This is a genomic window from Seonamhaeicola sp. ML3, assembly GCF_023273855.1.
Classification (GTDB): domain Bacteria; phylum Bacteroidota; class Bacteroidia; order Flavobacteriales; family Flavobacteriaceae; genus Seonamhaeicola.
In genome coordinates this window covers 1,970,980-1,991,234 of sequence record NZ_CP096884.1, presented here as the reverse complement: position 1 = coordinate 1,991,234, position 20,255 = coordinate 1,970,980, and the positions used below count along the sequence as shown (strand labels likewise).

16 protein-coding genes are annotated in these 20,255 nt (G+C 36.2%); 11 read left to right on the top strand and 5 right to left on the bottom strand.

What is annotated here, in order from left to right; all coding sequences use genetic code 11:
* Positions 1-30 precede the first annotated feature (30 nt).
* A complete protein-coding gene (locus tag M0214_RS09020; protein WP_248722239.1) occupies positions 31-483 on the top strand; it encodes a hypothetical protein in 453 nt (150 codons plus the stop codon).
* Between the two features lie 76 nt (positions 484-559).
* Here M0214_RS09020 and gyrB read toward each other — a convergent pair whose 3' ends face one another.
* Positions 560-2,500 carry a DNA topoisomerase (ATP-hydrolyzing) subunit B gene (gene gyrB, locus M0214_RS09015; RefSeq protein ID WP_248722238.1) on the bottom strand — a complete coding sequence of 647 codons (1,941 nt, stop codon included), beginning with the start codon at positions 2,498-2,500 and terminating at the stop codon, positions 560-562.
* A 503-nt stretch (positions 2,501-3,003) separates the two neighbouring features.
* On the opposite strand from gyrB, the gene M0214_RS09010 reads away from it, so the two are divergent.
* The 5 genes from M0214_RS09010 (at position 3,004) to M0214_RS08990 (ending at position 10,923) form a co-directional block, all read left to right on the top strand.
* Positions 3,004-4,272, top strand: coding sequence for a porin (locus M0214_RS09010; RefSeq protein ID WP_248722237.1), 1,269 nt, complete (start codon positions 3,004-3,006; stop codon positions 4,270-4,272).
* Positions 4,273-4,589: 317 nt separating this feature from the next.
* Positions 4,590-4,859, top strand: a complete 270-nt coding sequence (locus M0214_RS09005; protein ID WP_248722236.1) for a hypothetical protein — start codon at positions 4,590-4,592, stop codon at positions 4,857-4,859.
* A 2-nt stretch (positions 4,860-4,861) separates the two neighbouring features.
* Positions 4,862-6,262, top strand: coding sequence for an amidase family protein (locus M0214_RS09000; protein ID WP_248722235.1), 1,401 nt, complete (start codon positions 4,862-4,864; stop codon positions 6,260-6,262).
* Entirely contained in the window at positions 6,263-9,601 is a 3,339-nt protein-coding gene (gatB/aspS, locus tag M0214_RS08995) for a bifunctional amidotransferase subunit GatB/aspartate--tRNA ligase AspS (protein WP_248722234.1), read from the top strand.
* Between the two features lie 44 nt (positions 9,602-9,645).
* Complete coding sequence (locus M0214_RS08990) at positions 9,646-10,923, top strand: T9SS type A sorting domain-containing protein (RefSeq protein WP_248722233.1); 1,278 nt, start codon at positions 9,646-9,648, stop codon at positions 10,921-10,923.
* Positions 10,924-10,956: 33 nt separating this feature from the next.
* On the opposite strand, the gene M0214_RS08985 is transcribed toward M0214_RS08990, so the two are convergent.
* Positions 10,957-11,586 (bottom strand): 7-carboxy-7-deazaguanine synthase QueE, encoded by a 630-nt coding sequence (locus M0214_RS08985; RefSeq protein ID WP_248722232.1) that lies wholly within the window; start codon positions 11,584-11,586, stop codon positions 10,957-10,959.
* Positions 11,587-11,689: 103 nt separating this feature from the next.
* Here M0214_RS08985 and M0214_RS08980 point away from each other — a divergent pair, with 103 nt between their 5' ends.
* The 5 genes from M0214_RS08980 (at position 11,690) to M0214_RS08960 (ending at position 15,876) form a co-directional block, all read left to right on the top strand.
* The gene (locus M0214_RS08980; RefSeq protein WP_248722231.1) at positions 11,690-13,237 is read left to right on the top strand and encodes a helicase HerA-like domain-containing protein; all 1,548 of its coding nucleotides are present in this window, start codon (positions 11,690-11,692) and stop codon (positions 13,235-13,237) included.
* A 32-nt stretch (positions 13,238-13,269) separates the two neighbouring features.
* Positions 13,270-13,827, top strand: coding sequence for a hypothetical protein (locus tag M0214_RS08975; RefSeq protein WP_248722230.1), 558 nt, complete (start codon positions 13,270-13,272; stop codon positions 13,825-13,827).
* Between the two features lie 9 nt (positions 13,828-13,836).
* Positions 13,837-14,202 carry a cupin domain-containing protein gene (locus tag M0214_RS08970; protein WP_248722229.1) on the top strand — a complete coding sequence of 122 codons (366 nt, stop codon included), beginning with the start codon at positions 13,837-13,839 and terminating at the stop codon, positions 14,200-14,202.
* Positions 14,203-14,205: 3 nt separating this feature from the next.
* Positions 14,206-15,033: an alpha/beta hydrolase gene (locus tag M0214_RS08965; protein WP_248722228.1), complete on the top strand. Its 828-nt coding sequence runs from the start codon at positions 14,206-14,208 to the stop codon at positions 15,031-15,033.
* An 84-nt stretch (positions 15,034-15,117) separates the two neighbouring features.
* A complete protein-coding gene (locus tag M0214_RS08960) occupies positions 15,118-15,876 on the top strand; it encodes a pseudouridine synthase (protein WP_248722227.1) in 759 nt (252 codons plus the stop codon).
* Position 15,877: 1 nt separating this feature from the next.
* On the opposite strand, the gene folD is transcribed toward M0214_RS08960, so the two are convergent.
* The 3 genes from folD to M0214_RS08945 all read right to left on the bottom strand — a co-directional run bounded on the left by folD (position 15,878) and on the right by M0214_RS08945 (position 20,153).
* Positions 15,878-16,753: a bifunctional methylenetetrahydrofolate dehydrogenase/methenyltetrahydrofolate cyclohydrolase FolD gene (folD, locus tag M0214_RS08955; protein WP_248722226.1), complete on the bottom strand. Its 876-nt coding sequence runs from the start codon at positions 16,751-16,753 to the stop codon at positions 15,878-15,880.
* A 126-nt stretch (positions 16,754-16,879) separates the two neighbouring features.
* Positions 16,880-18,208, bottom strand: coding sequence for a signal recognition particle protein (ffh, locus tag M0214_RS08950; RefSeq protein ID WP_248722225.1), 1,329 nt, complete (start codon positions 18,206-18,208; stop codon positions 16,880-16,882).
* A 187-nt stretch (positions 18,209-18,395) separates the two neighbouring features.
* Complete coding sequence (locus tag M0214_RS08945; RefSeq protein ID WP_248722224.1) at positions 18,396-20,153, bottom strand: hypothetical protein; 1,758 nt, start codon at positions 20,151-20,153, stop codon at positions 18,396-18,398.
* Positions 20,154-20,255: the final 102 nt, after the last annotated feature.

Below are 20,255 nucleotides of genomic sequence, written 5' to 3'. Positions count from 1 at the left end.
AGAATGATTGTTAAACAAATTTTAAAGATTATGAAAACATTAAAAACATCAATATTTATTATCGTTTTAGGACTATCAATTTCAACTTTTGCGCAAGAATCACAAAAAGACAGTACTCACGTAGACAAAACATCTTACTACCAAAAACGCGCCCATGAAGATGCTAAATTCGAACAACATTTTGTTGCTGAAAATGAAAGTGAAGAAAAAGAATTTTGGAGCGAACAAAAAGCATACGAAAGAGACCTGAAAAAGAGAGACAAAAAGGCTTACAAAGCCTACATGCAAGGAAAAAAAGACGCTTATGCAGAACACTACGAGCATTGCAATAATCATTGTCATCACAGTGACCATTACTACCATCATGCAACTTTTTACTACTACAGGTACGATGGCTACTACAACAGATACCCTAGTAGAGGTAGCAGCATTAACACCAACATTAGGTTAAACGCCCCAAACGTTAGGGTAGGTTTATTTTAAAACGATTTATTAAACACTTAAAACAAACCCCATAATAGCTGACTATTATGGGGTTTCAATACTTATTATCTTTTTACTAAGCGTCTATATTCGCATAAATAGCATTCTTTTCGATAAAATCTCTACGTGGCGGCACTTCATCACCCATCAGCATAGAGAAGATTCTATCTGCTTCAGACCCGTTATCTATTTGCACCTGTCGCATAGTTCTAAATTCTGGATTCATGGTAGTATCCCATAATTGTTCTGCATTCATTTCACCAAGACCTTTATAACGTTGGATTTTACTACCATCTCCAAACTCTTCTATAATTTCATCGCGCTCCTTGTCATTCCATGCATATTGTTTTTTAGCACCACGTTTTACTAAGTACAATGGTGGTGTTGCAATATACACATGACCGTTTTCTATTAATTCCTTCATATATCTGAAGAAGAAGGTTAAAATCAAGGTTGCAATATGACTACCATCAATATCGGCATCACACATAATTACAATTTTATGATAACGCAATTTTGAAAGGTTCAAGGCTTTACTATCTTCTTCTGTACCTATAGTAACACCAAGCGCTGTAAAAATATTTTTGATTTCTTCGTTTTCAAAAACTTTATGTTGCATGGCCTTTTCAACATTAAGAATCTTACCTCTTAATGGCAAAATAGCTTGAAAGTTTCTGTCTCGCCCTTGTTTGGCTGTTCCACCTGCAGAATCTCCCTCTACCAAGAACACCTCACATTTTGCAGGATCCTGCTCAGAACAATCACTTAATTTGCCCGGTAAGCCACCAATACTCATTACGGTTTTACGTTGCACCATTTCACGAGCTTTTTGTGCTGCATGACGGGCTTGTGCCGCTAGTATTACTTTCTGCACAATAGTCTTAGCGTCGTCTGGGTGTTCTTCCAAATAATCAGTTAACATCTCAGATACCGCCTGACTTACAGAAGCAGACACCTCTCTATTACCTAATTTTGTTTTAGTTTGCCCTTCAAATTGAGGCTCTTGAACTTTTACCGAAATAATAGCTGTTAATCCCTCACGGAAATCATCACCTGAGATATCAAATTTCAATTTATCCAACATACCTGAACCATCGGCATACTTCTTCAATGTATGCGTTAAACCACGACGGAAACCAGATAAATGCGTACCTCCTTCATGCGTATTGATATTATTTACATAAGAGTGTAAATTTTCAGCATACGATGTATTATACACCATAGCCACCTCAACAGGCACACCATTTTTTTCACCTTCAAAAGAAATCACATCTTTCATTAAAGGCTCTCTTGTAGCATCTAAATACTTAACAAACTCTGTTAACCCCTCGTTGGAATGGAATGTCTCTCCTTCAAATTCACCATCTTCTTTTTTATGACGCTTATCAACTAAATGAACTGTAATCCCTTTATTTAAAAAAGCCAATTCACGTAAACGACTCGCCAAAGTATCATAATTATATTCTAAGGTTTGGGTGAAAATCGTTGGATCTGGTTTAAAAGTTACAATGGTTCCCGTTTTTTCAGAATCACCAACTGTCTTTACAGGATATAATGCTTTACCACGCTCATATTCTTGTTCCCAAATTTTCCCTTCTCTGTAAACACTAGCTTTTAAATGTTCTGAAAGTGCATTCACACAACTCACACCAACTCCATGAAGTCCACCTGATACTTTATAAGAGTCTTTATCAAACTTTCCACCAGCACCAATCTTGGTCATAACAACTTCAAGAGCAGAAACCCCTTCTTTTTTGTGCAAACCTACTGGAATACCACGACCGTCATCTTCGGTAGTGATGGAATTATCTTCGTTTATAGTTACGGTTATATTATCACAATGACCCGCCAAGGCCTCGTCAATAGAATTATCCACCACCTCATAAACCAAATGGTGCAATCCGCGCACACCTACATCTCCAATATACATGGATGGACGCATACGCACGTGTTCCATGCCTTCCAAAGCCTGAATACTATCGGCAGAATAATTTTGTTTTTTAGCTTCTTCGCTCATTTATTTAATGTTTTTCTTTTTTTATTTAGTTATGGTATGCGCCTGTAGATATTTGATTTATTGAATTCAAACTTCTTAAAGAAATTAATTCGATAAAAAAGTTTTCATCATAAAAATCAGAACCTTATTAACACAAAAAAATGACGCCAAAGCATCATCCTCACTATAACAAAGATAACAAATAAAGAAGCCTTTTTAAAGCATTTAACAGAGTTTATACAAAAATTATCAACAATTGTTAATTACACGAAAGTTGCTTAAATCGCCTAAAAAACACCTTAAAACTAATTCCAAGTTGTTTTTTTATATTTCAGAAACAACAAATCACAAAAATAGCTTAGAAGCTAGTATTTCCATTTTAGAAAAAGAGGTTTTTGTCCCAAATTATCTTTTCAGAAAGCGTACTTGAATAATATTCAAATATTAATCCAAACATGATACATGTCACTTTTTGCTCTTTAAGTTCATTATACATTTGCCTAAAAATATAATAGTAAATTAAAATGACCCTTAGAAAAAAGACTGTGCTTATATGGTTATTCCTGATAACACTGGCGTTTCCATTTTCAACTTTTAGTCAAACCGAAAACAATCAAAAACCAAAAATCAACTGGAATATCAGAGCCCAAATATGGATGCGATATTCCGATTTAAACGACGGCTCGTTCATACAAGGCGAACCGACTTCAGAATTTTTTGATATTTCAATTCGTAGATTACGTATTCCTGTATACTCTCAAGTAACCCCTAAAATATTCTTTTACTCCGTTTTTGGTGGCAATAATTTCAATTTTAAGAAAAAAGATGCCCAATTGGAAATTCTTGACCTCTATGCCGAATATACATTTGATAAGTCTTTTGAAATTGGGGTTGGTAAATCTGGTTGGCAAGGCTTAAGCCGCTGGAATATTCGCTCCAACAAGACACTTATGGGACTTGACTCCCCGTTATTTGCGCTGAATTCTGTTGAAAAAAATGACGACATAGGTCGTTTATTTGGCGCATGGATTAAGGGACAAGCAGGAAAATTTGATTACAGATTAGCTTTTAACAGACCCTTTTTTGTTACCGTAATTCCTGATGGCGAAGTGAATTTTGCTAACAATAAACCTCGAGTAAAAACGTCTTCTTATGTCAAATATCAATTCTTTGAGCATGAATCAAACAAATCTGCATATCAAGTCGGCACGTATTTACAAAATAAGAAAGTATTTAATATTGGAGCTGGTTTTCAGTATCAGCAAGACGCCATGAGTGATGGCGATGCGATGTTAGAAACCACGACATTTTATGATATGAAGCATTTTGCAGCAGATTCGTTTCTTAATTTACCACTTACAAACGGGGATGCTATCACTGCATATCTTGGGTTTTATGATTACGATTTCGGGAAAGACTATATTAGAAACGTTGGCGCCAACAACCCAACCTCTGGAGGTGGTATTGATTTTAACGGCCCTGGGGTAGCGTTCCCAATGATTGGTACCGGTACCACATGGTACGGCCAGTTTGGCTATGCCTTTAGGGAAACCAAATTTCTAAATCAAAATGTTGTTATACAACCCAATATTTGTGTTCAATATTCCGACTGGGATAAATTAAATGATACAATGACGGTTTACGATTTTACAGTGAACTTTTTAGTGAACGGTTCACAAAGTAATAAAATTAGCCTTGGCTATCAACACAGACCTATTTTTGACGCCGTTACTTTAGAACAAAAAAATTATAAGGGCATGGCCGTTGTTCAATATCAAATTTCAATGAAATAATTGCCAGCAATTACTATAACTCTATGCAAAAACCTATTGTCAATACATAATTCAGAAATCGACCAAATAAGCTAAAAGACTTTCAAATTAAAATCATTTTTCTGCTAATTTGTCAATAATGCAATTGAAGGTTAAAAAAATTAAGCAAACTCTTTATAAATGCATATATTTGGGGCGATTTATAACCATGTTAAACAATAGAAACAATAATAATTTCAATAATCCTAGTCTCTAGGGTTGGAAGGTTATTGTTAAAACATATTGAAAAGCCTTCCAATAACGGAAGGCTTTTTTTGTAGACAAACACATATAACAATATGAGTAAAATAATGACTGTCGACATCCTGTCGAGCATTAAAGGCGCTCAACCCTCTGAAGCGGTTAGCAAACTATTTGATGTAATTAAAAATGCGCATACATCAAATGACAGTTCCATAAACAGTAATCAATTTAATGCTGTTTCTGTAGATGATTTAAGAGCGGATGTTGTTGTTGAAAGTTCTGCAACAGAAAAACAAATCATCAAAGAGAATTTCCCAAAGCAAAAAAAGGGATATTTAGTTGTTTCTAAAGTGATAGAAGAATAATTATGGATTCTCAAATTCGAAACTTACACCAAAAACTGGCAAACAAGGAAATTTCTTGTTTAGACCTAATAAAAGAGAAGCTAAGTTTACTAAAACCTAATGCTTACAAAACTGTAAATAGCCTTCTTGAAGATTCCGCATTGGCACTGGCAGCTAAAGTAGATGAGAAAATTGCAAACGGCGATAGTATCGATCTGTTGGAAGGCATCCCTTTTGGGATTAAAGATGTATACATGGTCGAAGGCACTTATACCACTGCCAGTTCAGATTTATTGAAAAAATACAAATCGGCATATACTGCAACGGCGATTCAGAAATTATTAGATGCGGGCGCCATTCCAATAGTTAAAGAAAACTGTGACAGTTTTGGACATGGCTCTTCTAGTGAGAACACCATTTTTGGAGCGGTTAAAAATGCACATAACCCAGAACTTGTAGGTGGTGGTTCCAGTGGTGGTTCTGCAGTAAACGTTGCTAAAGATTATACGGTTTTTTCTATTGGTGGTGATACAGGAGGCTCTGTCCGCCAACCAGCAGGCTATAATAACGTATATGGTTTAAAACCTACTTACGGTCGTATTTCAAGATACGGCTTAATGGCTTATGCATCATCAACCGATTGCGTAGGGCCTATTGCCAAATCTATTGAAGATATCAGAATCGTACTGAATGTTATGAGTGGCAAAGACGTGAGAGACCAAACTACTTATACTTCAGAAACCATATCAGAAGATGCCATTACATCAAACGGTTCTATAAAATCTGTGGGGTACTTTAAAAACTTTATTGAAAGCGAAGCCATAGATAAAAAAGTGAAAGCAGATTTTCTTTCGGCCATAGAAAAAATCAAAGCTAAAGGTATTGAAGTAAAGGTGTTGGATTTCTTTAAATCGGATACTTTGGTTTCCACATATTACACATTGGCAATGGCAGAAACTGCTTCTAACCTATCGCGTTTAGATGGCACAAACTACGGAAACCGTTTGGATGGAGAGAATTTAAAAGACAGCTATTCCATTACCCGTTCTGAAAACTTTTCAGAAGAAACTAAACGCCGTATTGTTGGAGGCAACCAAGTGTTATCACAAGGGTTTAGTGACGAAATTTATTTAAGAGGATTAGCCCTTAGAGATCAGATTTCTCAAAATTTCGAAAATGATTTTAACGAGGTTGATATCATTATTTCACCGGTAACACCAAGCACACCTCCTAAAATTGGGGATAGCTTAAAAGACCCATTGGCCATGTATTTAAGCGATGCTTATACTGTTGGGTTTAGCTTAGGACAATTACCAACCTTAACCGTACCGCAAGGTACCGAAACAGGCTTACAAATTACAGCCGCAAAAGACAACGACGAACTTGTTTTGAAGTTTGCTAACTTCTTAAAAGATACGATATAAATGGATTTAGAGCAATTAAACGAGGCGCTTAAAGCCCACGAATTAGAATTGGTTATCGGATTGGAAACCCACATTCGATTGAATACTAAAACCAAGTTATTCTGTTCTTGTCCTAATGAAGAAACAGAAACACCCAACGAACATATTTGCTCTGTTTGTACAGGACAAATGGGAGTTTTGCCTGCAGTAAACAAAGAAGCTATTACCAAGGCTATCTATTTTGGAAAAGCTGTAAAATCTACATTTAGAAACGATGTTATTTCATGGGACCGTAAACATTATGAGTACCCCGACAACCCAAAGAACATCCAGATCACACAGTTCCATAATCCAATTATTCCAGACGGGCAAGTATCTTGTTTTAGAAATGACGGTTCTGAGTTTACGGTTAATTTAACCCAGGTTCATATTGAAGAAGATGCTGCTAAATTAATGCATGAGAAAACGGTTTCTCTTGTTGATTTCAATAAAGCCGGTGTTCCACTTATCGAGATTGTTACAGAGCCTTGTATCCATCATATCGAAGATGCGTCTACTTATGCTCAATATTTACAGCGTATCGTTCAGAACTTAAAGATTTCAGAAGCTAACCTTGAAAAGGGTGAGTTTAAATCGGATGTTTCGGTATCGCTCCGTAAAAAACGCAGCTACAACTTAAACCCAAGAACAGAGATTAAAAACCTCAACTCATTTAAGTTTATGACCGAGGCACTTATAGAGGAAGTTGGAAAGCAACTGAGCTACTATTTAGAACACAAAGACTTCAGGCCAGACCAAACTACCGTGCTTTTTGATGCTGATTTAAAGCAAACAAAAACCATGCGTAAAAAAGAGTATGAAGCCGATTACCGTTTTATCTCTGAACCAGATTTACCGTTTGTAAACATCAAAGATGTCGTAGATGCTATTCATGTTGATGTAAGCGAATTGCCGCATGCTGTAGAACGTATTTTAATTAGAGGTGGTGTATTGCCGCAAGACGCTAAATTCTTTACGGCAGACTCATTACGTTCTAAAACATTTATGACTATTAACAAAGAACTAAACGACCCTTCGTTTGTAGCCAAAACGCTAGTTAATAATATTGGTGCAGATGACTATGCCGATATTTACAGAATTGAACACCTCATTGAAATCTTCAAACTATTTAAGGAGGAAAAAATCACTTCTGTTTTAGTTCAAAATGCCATTACTTCCTATTTAAAGGATAGAACTTTTGATTACAACAAGTATTTTGAAGACAACACCATCTCAAAAGAAAAGATAGATAATGCCATTGCAAAAGTTATTTCTGAGAACGAAGCCATTGTAAACGACATTAAAGGCGGAAACCAAGGAAAGGCAGGTATTCTAGTTGGAAAGGTTATTGGTATTATCGGAAAGGGCGCCTCTGGAAAAGTAATTCGTCAGGGTATTTTGAATGCACTTTCAAGCGAGAGTACAAGTGCTTCTGCTTCAACAGATAAAACAATATCCCAAGATTCAAAAGGAAGTAAAATCGCTAAAGAAGTCGAAGAAGAGATATTACCAGAAATACCTATGGTAATAAAAGATGAGTATAGAACACATCTTGCAACCGATTTGTCTGAAACCTCAATTTCTGAAAAAGTTACCTTAGCAGGATGGGTTTCTAGTGTACGTGACCATGGTGAGCTAATGTTTATTGATTTACGCGATTCTAGCAACGAGATTTTCCAAGTTCGATTAAGTAGAGAATCGTTTGCCAATCTAGATGACTTGGTAAAACTGAAACCAGAATCGGTGATTATGGTTACCGGTGATATCGTGAAACGTAAAGAAGATGATTTCAATGCGAGTTTAAGAACGGGAACTATTGAGTTGGAAACTTCAGAATTAGAAATCCTTAACCTTTCTAAAACACTGCCTTTTGAAATAAAACGCGCTACTAAAACCAACGAAACGACTCGTTTCCAGTACAAGTTTTTAGACCACAGAAATCAAGATGTACATCGTACAATCAAAAATCGCCATAGAGTTATAAAACTGATGCGCGACATATTAGACGAACAAGATTTCTTAGAAATAGAAACCCCTATTTTAAGTGCCGGAACAGATGAAGGCGCACGTGAATTCATAGTCCCAACAAGAAAAGAAGCCGGTTCGTTTTATACACTACCACAGGCGCCACAACAGTTTAAGCAAATGTTGATGGTAAGCGGTTACGAAAAATATTTTCAGATTGCACGCTGTTTTAGAGACGAAGATTCTCGTGGCGACCGTCAACCGGAATTCACACAGTTAGATATAGAAATGGCCTATGCGAGCATGCAGCAAATTATTGACTTGAACACCAATATGTTCAATGCAATCGTTGAAAAAGTATATGGCAAAAAATGGATTTTAAAACCATTCCAGGTCCTAACCTATAAAGAGGCTATGGACAAATACGGTTGTGATAGACCAGACTTACGCTTTGGTTTGGAAATGCAAGACATCACTAATATTGTAAAAGATACCACGTTCCAAGTATTTAGCAAACCTATCGATGAAGGTGGTATTGTAAAATGTATTAAAGTTTCTGCTGAAGAACAAGGCAATAAGCGCATGTCTAAAGGACAAATTGAAAAATTAACCGCTATTGCTCAAGACCATGGTTTAGGTGGGTTAGCTTATATTATTGTTAACGAAAATGACTTACAATCGCCAATAATCAAGTTCTTGGGTGAAGACATCGCAGCCAACATCATAAAGGCTACAGAAGCCGAAGTTGGAGACATTGTATTCTTCTCGGCTGCCGATTATGACACAGCAAATAAAGCCCTAGATGCTGTTCGCCAAGAAATGGGGACTATGCTAAAATTGATTAACGCAAAAGAATTAAGACCTGCTTGGGTAGTTGATTTTCCTATGTTTGAAAAAACAGATGATGGTAATTGGACCTTCACACACAACCCATTCTCAATGCCAGTAACTTATGATATTGAAAAACATATGAATGGTAAAGAAGAAGAGATTGGCTCTATCATAGCGCAACAATATGATTTGATATTGAATGGCTATGAAATTGGCGGCGGTTCTGTTCGTGCTCATAAACCTGAAATATTAGAAGCCACTTATAAGAACATGGGCTACAACAAAGAAGAGATGCTTAAAAGTGTTGGCACCATGTACAAGGCTTTCCATTACGGAGCGCCACCACACGGTGGTATTGCTTGGGGTGTTGACCGCTTAATGATGATTCTAGAAAAGAAATCTTCTATTAGAGAGGTTATGGCATTCCCCAAAACCGGAACCAGCGAAGATTTACTATTTGGAGCCCCCTCGCCACTGTCTGATAAAAAAGTAGAAGAGATGAATGTTAAAGTGATTAAAAGATAAATCTCAGATAAAAATAGTTGCTATTTTTTGGGTAAGTTTGTTTTATGAAGTATTTAAATCTAATCATATTTTTTACAGGTTTTTTTGCTCTGGGACAAGCCACATGGCAAGCAGTACCCAATATTACTCCAAACACCAATAACCAAAGATTTGATGACGTTTATTTCCTAAACGATAATCTTGGTTGGGCCGCTAATGGTTTTTATGCAGCTGTATATAAAACTACCGATGGTGGATTAACTTGGACCGAACAACTTAACGAAAACAACTTAACGGGAAATTTTTACTTCAGAAACATTGTTTTCCTGAATGAAAATATCGGTTTTGTAGGAACACTGAACAATACTGTTTTTAAAACAACAGACGGTGGCAGCACCTGGAATCCTATTAACAATATCGATCCAAATCCTGTTGCTATTTGTGGACTGGATGTCGTCGGACCATCAACAGTTTATGGATGCGGTGCCTTTTTCGAACCCGCTTTCATTATCAAATCGACCGATAGTGGTGATAATTGGACATATTTTGATATGTCATCCTATGCCACAGCTTTAGTTGAGGTTAAGTTCTTAACCGAATCCCTTGGCTATGCAGCAGGCAAAAGTTCTTCTGGCGCAGTAGTGCTAAAAACAACCGACGGAGGTGTTTCATGGAGTGAAATTTACAACTCTAACATACCAGGGCAATATGTTTGGAAACTTCAGGTGTTAGATAGTAACAATAATGTTATTTTCGGTTCCATTGACACTAGCGCTCCAAATCAGGGCAAATTAATCAAAACAATAGATGGCGGTCTCAATTGGTCGAGCTTTGACGCTCCAGAAAGCAGAATTCAGGCGGTTGGTTTTATTGATGAAAACACTGGTTGGATGGGTGGGCATACCACTGGTTTTTATGAAACCACCAACGGAGGAATGTCATGGACCAATCTTAGCACGGGAAGTAATTTGAATAGAATTTTCATTATTAATTCTTCACTAGCTTATGCCTCTGGCACCACAATTTATAAATTCACCTCACAAACTTTAAACAGCCCTGACCTAGAGGATACTTTTCAACAAAACCCGCTTGCAATTAAACTAGACCTTAATCCTGTGAAGGATATCTTGAGGTTTTCGATAGATTTTGAATCCCCAGATAATATACTAATACATCTCTATGATGTTAATGGAAAACTCATAAAGAAATTGGCCAGAGAAACTATAGAAACTTCAATTAAAAAGGAATATCAATTTAATTTAATCGATTTAAAATCGGGCACTTATATTCTAGAAGTCCACAACAACCTGGGCAGAATCTCAAAAAAGATAATTAAACCTTAAGCTATTGCTCAATTATTACAGCAGGAAGTAGTTTTACGGTATATTTAAATACTTATGCGTTTGAAGTGACACTTTCCACTTTGGGTTTTTCATCACATAATCTACTATTAAAGGAATTACTTTATCCCGTTTACTCCATTCTGGTTGCAAGTACAAAATACAGTCTTCATTAACTTTTGCAGCTTGTTCTTCGGCAAATCTTAGGTCATCGTTATTGTAGACAATAACCTTTAACTCATTAGCTTTGTTACAAACCTCATCAGTAGGTAATTTTATTTTCTTAGGCGATAAACAAATCCAATCCCAATCACCGGTTAATTTATAAGCGCCAGAAGTTTCAATGTGTGTTTTTAATCCAAGAGCCTTTAATTCTGAAGTTAAAACAGTCATATCCCACGTTAGAGGCTCTCCACCAGTAACCACAATGGTATCACTATATCTTTTGGCATTGGCCACGATTTTGGAAGTCGCAGTGGGTGGATGTAAAGCGGCATTCCAACTTTCTTTAACATCACACCAATGGCACCCAACATCACACCCTCCAATTCTAATAAAATAGGCTGCGGTTCCTTTATAAAATCCCTCACCTTGAATAGTGTAGAATTCTTCCATTAAAGGTAACATCTCGCCTTTGTCGACCAATTCTTGAATCTCTTTATTCATAAGTGTGCAAAGATACTATATGATAATTAAATGTTGATTGTTTTATTTTGTAGTTTATTGAACTTTGTAAAGTAATGGCTATTTTTATGCAAAATTATATGGCATGGACAATAAGGAAACTTTTTTCAATTTTATAAACGAAGGCTATACAACCAAAGGAGATTTTATTCCTGTTGGAGCAGCTATGTTAGATGGTGAAACCGTTACAGGTGCTCACGTAAAGATTCCCTTAAAGACCATGAACCGACATGGATTAATTGCCGGTGCTACAGGTACTGGAAAGACAAAATCGCTTCAAGTTTTGGCCGAAAACTTGAGTGATAAAGGTATTCCAGTAATTTTGATGGATATTAAGGGTGATTTAAGCGGACTGGCTCAACCCAGCCCCGGTCATCCCAAGATTGACGAACGTCATGAAAAAATAGGCCTACCTTTCGAAGCCAAGTCATTTCCTGTTGAAGTATTGACACTTTCCGAGCAAGACGGTGTTAGGCTTAGAGCTACCATAAGTGAATTCGGCCCAGTATTACTATCAAGAATTTTAGATTTGACCGAAACACAAAGCGGTATCGTTTCAGTTATTTTTCAGTATTGCGATGATAACCAATTGCCACTTTTAGATTTAAAGGATTTTAAAAAGATATTACAATACGCTACCCAAGAAGGTAAAAAAGAATTTACCGAGGCTTACGGAAGAATTTCAACCGCTTCTACAGGAGCGATCCTAAGAAAGATCGTAGAATTAGAACAACAAGGTGCAGACCTGTTCTTTGGCGAGACTTCTTTTGATGTAGAGGATTTGTTAAGAGTTGATGATGACGGGCGGGGTTATATTAACATTATAAGGCTAACCGATATCCAAGATAGACCAAAGCTTTTCTCGACATTTATGTTGAGCCTTTTAGCTGAAATCTATTCTACGTTTCCCGAGCAAGGCGATAGTGACAGGCCAGAGCTGATCATGTTTATTGATGAGGCTCACCTTATTTTTGACGAAGCTTCAAAAGCATTATTAAATCAAATTGAAAGTATTGTAAAACTCATCAGAAGTAAAGGTGTAGGTTTATATTTTGTTACTCAAAATCCAACCGATGTTCCCGAAGAAGTTTTAAGCCAATTGGGTTTAAAAGTTCAGCATGCTTTAAGAGCGTTTACTGCCAAAGACAGAAAGGCCATAAAGTTAACCGCACAAAATTATCCAGATTCAGAATACTATGACACTACAGAGGTTCTAACCTCATTGGGTATAGGTGAAGCCTTGGTATCTGCTTTAGATGAAAAAGGACGCCCAACACCATTGGCCGCTACCATGATGCGAGCACCTATGAGCAGAATGGATATCTTAACAGATACCGAACTAAACACTTTACTTTCTCAATCTAAACTTTCTAAAAAATACAACGAGGAAGTGGATCGGGAAAGTGCTTATGAGCTTTTAAATGAAAAAATAAAAAAGGCCGAAGCCGAAGAGGCTAAAGAAAAAGCCAAAAAAGAGCAAGAAGAACTTAAAAAAGTAGAAGCCAAAAAGAAAACCCGCAGTAGCTCTAGACGTCAAAGTACGCGTATGAACCCCGTAGTAAAAGTGCTTACAAGCGCTACGTTTATTAGAAGTGTTTTCGGCATCCTTAACAAAGTAATGAAGAATCGATAATCGATATTAAATTATCAAACCAAATTTAAATAATGTACAAATCAATTTTAAGCCTCATAGTCCTTAGCCTATTTTTAGTTAGCTGTAACAACGAACAAGACCCGTTTGAAATATCGAAACAACACGTTGGATTATTAACCGATTCTACACAGGTTAAGGATTTAAAAACCATTTTTGTTAACGACTCCATTTCAAGATATATTGGAGGCGATGAGTTTGCTGGCAACATCAACAATATTGAAATATTTAAAAAAGACGGTAACAAAACACTTGTTTTAACGCCAACAAGAGCTTTAGACTCTACTGCTACGATAGAAAGTATTCAAATCATTGACCCACTATATAAGACCGAAAAAGGCATTTCTACTATGAGTACCTTCAAGGATATTACTTCGGCTTATAAGGTTTCAAAAATCGATAATCTTATTAATTCGATCGCTATCTCTATTAAAGAAATCAATGCCAGTTTCGTTATCGACAAAAAAGAACTTCCGGCCAATTTACGTTTTGATTTAGACCTAAAATTCGAAGAAACCCATATTCCAGATGATGCAAAAATTAAATATTTCTTCTTGATTTGGAATAACTAATAACTTGTTATGAAAAAGTACTCCATCCAAGACAATCCTTTTATTGTACCTACTACTGATGGCAAATCCATCAAGGAGCATTTTGGCTTAGCCACAGATGGAAATTCTAAAATTAGCATTGCCCACATGAAAGCGCCTTCAGGTTGGAGCGAACCTTTTCAAACCCCAGAGTTCGATGAGTTTACTTTTGTCATTAAGGGTAAAAAACAATTTATTATTGAAGGTGAAATCGTGGTTCTTGAAACTGGTCAGTCTATAAAAATAGAAAGAAACACAAGGGTTCAATACTCTAATCCGTTTCCAGAACCTTGTGAGTACATCGCCATTTGTACACCTGCATTTTCTATGGATTTGGTGAATCGAGAAGCTGAATGATTCATGCAAAAATTCATTATTAAACTTGTAGGTTCTTATCTTAATGTATTAAGCTATGTTTCTGCCGATTATGCGGCGAATAAAGCGCTGCATTTATTCTCCAAACCAAGAAAAGGACGATTAAATGAGCTGCAAAAAACGTTTTTAGAATCGGCTTATCAAGAAAGCATGGCATTCGAAGGCCTTAACATTGCAACTTATCACTGGAAAGGCAACAGAGCGACCATTCTTTTGGTTCATGGTTGGGAAAGCAACTCTGCCCGGTGGAAAAATAAAATTAAACGTTTTATCGATCAAGATTTCAATGTTATTGCTTTGGATGCTCCAGCACATGGTGCTTCTGGAGGAAAACTATTTAATGCGCTTTTATTTTCTGAATTCATAAATGTAGTAACGAAAAAACATAAGCCTGAAGTGATTATTGGCCATTCGGTTGGTGGTATGGCTTCCATATTCTTTCAGCAGAAATATCAGTTAGAATCTGTAAAAAAGATGATTTTACTGGGAACACCTTCAGAGTTTGAAGGTATTCTAAAAAACTACATAAAACTTCTGGGATATAACAAAAAGGTAGAAAAAAGTCTGGACAAAATAATCCTTAAAAAGTTTGGTGCTAAACCTGGAGATTTTTCAACCTCTAAATATTCTAAAGAAATTGAAACAAAAGGCCTTATTATTCATGATTTCAAGGATACCATCATCCCCTACTCTGACGCTAAACTTATTCATAAGAATTTAAAAAACAGCAAACTTATTACAACCAAAGGCCTTGGTCATTCGTTAAATCACACTTCTGTAACCGAGAACATTTTAGATTTTTTAAAAGATTAGAAACACATTATTCATTAGAAAAGGCTCAATTCTAAAACCTATTTCGAAATTCGAAAATGAAATAATTCATGTACTTTTGTCTCCATGGATGAACCCTTAAAAAGAATCAATAAATATTTAAGTGAAGTTGGCTATTGCTCCCGAAGAGAAGCAGATAAACTTATTGAGGCAGGACGTGTTACGGTTAATGGAAATGTACCTGAAAAAGGCACAAAACTAACACCTTCAGATAAAGTATATGTTGATGGCGAATTGATTGAAAACACCAAAAAGAAATTTACCTATCTCGCATTTAACAAGCCCGTTGGCATTGTATGCACTACAGATACCCGAGTAGAAAAAGATAATATAATTGACTACATAGGCTACCACAAACGCATATTCCCCATAGGGCGATTGGATAAACCTAGTGAGGGTTTAATTCTCCTGACTGACGATGGAGACATTGTCAATAAAATTCTTAGGGCCAGCAATAATCACGAAAAGGAATATATAGTTACAGTAGACAAACCTATCTCACAAACTTTTATTGAGCGTATGTCTCAAGGTATTTATTTAGAAGAGCTTAAGCAAACTACAAGACCTTGTAAGGTAAAAAAACTAAGTTCCAATACTTTTAAAATCATACTCACTCAAGGATTGAACAGGCAGATTCGTAGAATGTGTTCACATTTAAACTATGACGTTCAAACCTTAAAAAGGATAAGGATTATGAATATCAAATTAGACTTACCTGTTGGCGAATACAGAGAACTTAACAAGGAGGAATATATTGAACTGGATAAGTTAATTAGTAATTCTTCTAAAGAATTCGCACCAAAAACAATAAAAAGAAGACGTTAATTTAGTCGCGTCTTTCCCTTGCCAATAAGGTGTTTTTTAGCAACATGGCGATTGTCATAGGCCCTACACCACCGGGCACAGGGGTGATATAACTGGCCTTTTTGCTAACGCTTTCAAAATGCACATCACCAGCTAGTCTATAACCGTTTTTCTTTGTCTGGTCCGGCACACGAGTAATTCCAACATCAATAACAACGACATCTTCTTTAACCATGTCTCCAGTTAAGAACTCAGAGATACCAATTGCAGCAACTATAATATCGGCTTCCCTAGTAATCTCTGTTAAGTTTTTAGAACGACTGTGAACGACTGTAACTGTGGCGTCACCAGCTTTGCGCTTCTGGCTCATTAAAATACTCATAGGCCTACCAACAATATGACTCCTACCCATTACAACAACATTCTTACCAGAAGTCTCAACTTGATAGCGCTCTAACAACTCCATAATACCATATGGTGTTGCTGGTAAAAAGGTTGGTAAATCTAGAGCCATTCTACCCACATTGGTTGGATGAAAACCGTCCACATCCTTATCCGGGTCAATGGCCATTAAAACCTTTTGTTCATCTATTTGCTCTGGTAGAGGTAGCTGAACTATGAAACCATCGATATTCTCATTGGTATTCAGTTCTTGGATTTTCTCTAACAATTCTTCTTCAGAAGTATATTCCGGCAATTCAATTAAAGTAGATTCGAACCCTATTTTCTCACAAGCCTTAACTTTGGCGTTAACATAGGTCATACTAGCACCATCACTCCCCACTAAAACAGCAGCTAAATGAGGTACTTTTTCACCTTTGGAAACCATTGAAGCAACGTGTTCTGCGATTTCCTCTTTAATATCGTTACTTACTTTTTTACCGTCTAAAATTGTCATATTATTTCTCGCAAAGGCGCTAAAAACGCCAAGTTTTGTTTTAATGTTTTTTGGGTACTTCGATTACACTTCGACTGCACTCAGTGTGACATCACTTCTAACTTCTAACTTCTAACTTCTAACAAGTTAACGCATATTCTGCATCATTTGCATCATTTTTCTACCGCCGCCACCTTGCATCATCTTCATCATTTTGCTCATTTGGTTGAATTGCTTCAATAACTGATTAACTTCTTGAACCGAGGTGCCCGACCCCTTACCTATTCGCTTTTTTCTACTGGCATTTATGATAGATGGATTGGCTCTTTCCTTTGGCGTCATAGAGTGTATAATCGCTTCAATGCTCTTAAACGCATCGTCGTCGATATCAACATCTTTCATCATTTTTCCAGCTCCGGGTATCATACCAATAAGGTCTTTCATGTTACCCATTTTCTTAATCTGCTGAATCTGCTTTAAGAAATCATCAAAGCCAAATTTGTTTTTAGCAATCTTCTTTTGAAGTTTTCTGGCTTCTTCTTCATCAAATTGTTCTTGAGCTCTTTCAACAAGTGACACGACATCTCCCATTCCAAGGATACGATCTGCCATACGAGACGGATGGAACACATCAATAGCTTCCATTTTTTCTCCGGTACCAATAAATTTAATTGGCTTGTTTACAACAGATTTAATAGAAATAGCTGCACCACCACGCGTATCACCATCCAGCTTGGTAAGAATAACACCATCAAAATTCAAGACATCATTAAAAGCTTTCGCAGTATTAACCGCATCCTGCCCTGTCATAGAATCTACAACAAACAACGTTTCTTGTGGCTCGATGGCTTTATGGATATTCGATATCTCCGTCATCATGGCTTCATCAACCGCCAAACGTCCCGCGGTATCAATAATCACTACGTTGTGACCATTAGATTTCGCATGTGCAATCGCCGCTTGAGAAATGGCAACCGGATCATTATTGCCTCTATCACTAAAAACCTCTACACCAATTTGGTCTCCAACTACATGCAATTGATCAATAGCTGCAGGGCGATATACATCACAAGCAACCAATAAAGGTTTTTTAGTTTTTTTATTTTTAAGATAGTTAGCAAGTTTACCCGAAAAAGTTGTTTTACCAGAACCTTGTAGACCAGACATTAAAATAATACTTGGAGTTCCCGAAAGATTAACACCGGCAGCATCTCCTCCCATTAGTTCGGTTAATTCGTCCTTAACAATCTTAACCATTAATTGCCCGGGTTGCAATGTCGTTAATACATCTTGCCCAAGCGCTTTTTCCTTAACTCTATTGGTAAAATCCTTAGCTATTTTAAAGTTAACATCAGCATCAAGTAAGGCTCTTCTAACTTCTTTTAGAGTTTCAGCTACATTTACCTCGGTAATACTACCGTGTCCCTTTAAAACATGTAATGCTTTATCTAACTTATCACTTAAATTATTAAACATAATTTTATTGAAATTTTAAGAAATGCAAAGTTAAGGAATTGAAGCTATTAATGAATGATATTCTAAAAAAAAGGATGTAAAAAAGGCTGTCAGATATTAATCCGACAGCCTTAAAGGAAACTTAGCTAACTAACCTAACAAACCGAAAATCCAAGTTTCTCTTTTTTATTAACCAACAAACTATAATTTATTGTGTTGCTTCAAGAACTAGTATACGAACTATCATTCCGTTGGGAGCATAATCTTTCAATTCAATTCTGTTAGGAGATACTTCTTTAATTCTCCATCTGTGATTAAATTCCTTTAACACCTCGTCATTGAATTTAACTCCTAAGTGTAGTCCCTCATTCCTGTAAGACAACCATGACCCGAATATGTTTCTTCCATCGCCTTCAGCAAATAATTTCCCTTCTTCTCTGAAACCAATAACATAATCACTGTAGTTTTCTGTTAAATCGGCATCTTGCACCATGTAAGACGCTACTTTCCATATTCCAGAGATTAATACATTATCAATGTAATTTAAATCTTGGTCTACTCTAGGACAATGTCTCTTCAACACCATCTTGTTTTGGTTGTTTTCTAACTTGATTAAATCATGCCTTAAGAAAGAAATTAACCATCTTAATTTTAAGTTTGGTCTGCCTTCTAAGTTAATTTCCAAGCCAATTCCAGCTGGTCTAACTATAACTTCGTAGGTACCTTCAACGAGTTCTCCATTAATTCTGATTTTAACAACATTATTTCCAAAAAACTTAAGAGGTGTGCCTATGTATTCTTTTTCATTATCAGCTCCGTCAACACTCAATCTAGCTACTCTCCATAAACACTCTTTTAAAAAGTTCTCTACACGTTCTTTTGTATGATCTATAACAACATCACAATTACGCTTTAGGATAATTCTTCCTCCATCACCATTATAAACTTTAACTTTACCTTCTTCTATTTCGTAGATAAACCATTCTAGCGTGAAATCTGCCAAATTATCGAATTCCATTTTTAATTTAGCACCTCTTCCTCTTACCATTCTTGTTTCCCAAGTTCCGGTAAGCACATCTCCATTTCTAGCTCGCATTACAACAACACCTTCTTCTTTAAAATTTATAGCATATTCAAAGTAAGCTTCTGTGTTTAATTGATTATATCTTTTAAACTCATGAACCAACCAAGGACATTTAACTAAATAATTATCTAAACGCTCTTTAGAAAAATCGTCATCGTTGTAATCGTTATCATCATCTTCATCGCAAGCATCTTTAGCTTCTCTAATGGTGCTGTGCAATTCTTGGTTACTATTTACAATAATCTCCGAACCATCAGCTAATTCCATAGTTACCGGATAATTAATGCTAGCAATAACTTCTTTGTTTCTAACGCGTTTCATAAAATGGTGTAATTGTCTGTCGTTTTCAATCTCAATAGTATCGATGATTAAAAAATCTGAATTGAACACTGAAAAAGAAATTGGATATTGAAAATCGATACACTCGATATCTTCGTCTTCTTCATCTTCTCCACCACATGCTTCTACATAAGCATCTAGTTCGTCTTGATTATTTACTGTAATTTCATCATGATCTGCGTTTATAACAGTTATAGGAAAGAAAAAATCTAAGTCGTCTTCGTCGTCTTCGAACTCATCAAAAATAGCTTCAATAGTTGCGAAGTCTTCCTCGGCATCAATAATAATTTCCAGCCCATTAACAACTACAGTTAACGGTAATTTTACAGAAATACAACTGGCTCTATCAATGATGTTATCCTTAGAACCATCGAGCTTAGATGCAGCGCTAACAAAAGAGGCTAATTCTGATGTAGCCTCTAAAGGCGCTTCTGTTTCGGCTTCGGAAGGATCCGAAATCTCAATGACTTCCTCTTGACATGAGGAAAATAGTAAAAAGGCAAAAAAAGGTAATAACAAAAGTATTCTCCAATTAGTTTTCATAGTATTTGATTTTGGGTTAAACATAGCTTTTTGGTAATAAAACATTTTAATTTTAAAAATTCCTACCCCACTTTTAAAAAAAATTTCAAAAAAAATTCAAAA

Bases quoted from the DNA above. Each gene is read 5' to 3' on its own strand.
- M0214_RS08980 (WP_248722231.1), top strand. From the start codon at position 11,690: ATGGACAATAAGGAAACTTTTTTCAATTTTATAAACGAAGGCTATACA.
- M0214_RS08960 (WP_248722227.1), top strand. From the start codon at position 15,118: ATGGATGAACCCTTAAAAAGAATCAATAAATATTTAAGTGAAGTTGGC.
- M0214_RS08975 (WP_248722230.1), top strand. From the start codon at position 13,270: ATGTACAAATCAATTTTAAGCCTCATAGTCCTTAGCCTATTTTTAGTT.
- M0214_RS08945 (WP_248722224.1), bottom strand. From the start codon at position 20,153: ATGAAAACTAATTGGAGAATACTTTTGTTATTACCTTTTTTTGCCTTT.
- M0214_RS09010 (WP_248722237.1), top strand. From the start codon at position 3,004: ATGACCCTTAGAAAAAAGACTGTGCTTATATGGTTATTCCTGATAACA.
- M0214_RS08985 (WP_248722232.1), bottom strand. From the start codon at position 11,586: ATGAATAAAGAGATTCAAGAATTGGTCGACAAAGGCGAGATGTTACCT.
- M0214_RS09020 (WP_248722239.1), top strand. From the start codon at position 31: ATGAAAACATTAAAAACATCAATATTTATTATCGTTTTAGGACTATCA.
- M0214_RS09005 (WP_248722236.1), top strand. From the start codon at position 4,590: ATGAGTAAAATAATGACTGTCGACATCCTGTCGAGCATTAAAGGCGCT.
- M0214_RS08970 (WP_248722229.1), top strand. From the start codon at position 13,837: ATGAAAAAGTACTCCATCCAAGACAATCCTTTTATTGTACCTACTACT.
- folD (WP_248722226.1), bottom strand. From the start codon at position 16,753: ATGACAATTTTAGACGGTAAAAAAGTAAGTAACGATATTAAAGAGGAA.
- ffh (WP_248722225.1), bottom strand. From the start codon at position 18,208: ATGTTTAATAATTTAAGTGATAAGTTAGATAAAGCATTACATGTTTTA.
- gyrB (WP_248722238.1), bottom strand. From the start codon at position 2,500: ATGAGCGAAGAAGCTAAAAAACAAAATTATTCTGCCGATAGTATTCAG.
- gatB/aspS (WP_248722234.1), top strand. From the start codon at position 6,263: ATGGATTTAGAGCAATTAAACGAGGCGCTTAAAGCCCACGAATTAGAA.
- M0214_RS09000 (WP_248722235.1), top strand. From the start codon at position 4,862: ATGGATTCTCAAATTCGAAACTTACACCAAAAACTGGCAAACAAGGAA.
- M0214_RS08965 (WP_248722228.1), top strand. From the start codon at position 14,206: ATGCAAAAATTCATTATTAAACTTGTAGGTTCTTATCTTAATGTATTA.
- M0214_RS08990 (WP_248722233.1), top strand. From the start codon at position 9,646: ATGAAGTATTTAAATCTAATCATATTTTTTACAGGTTTTTTTGCTCTG.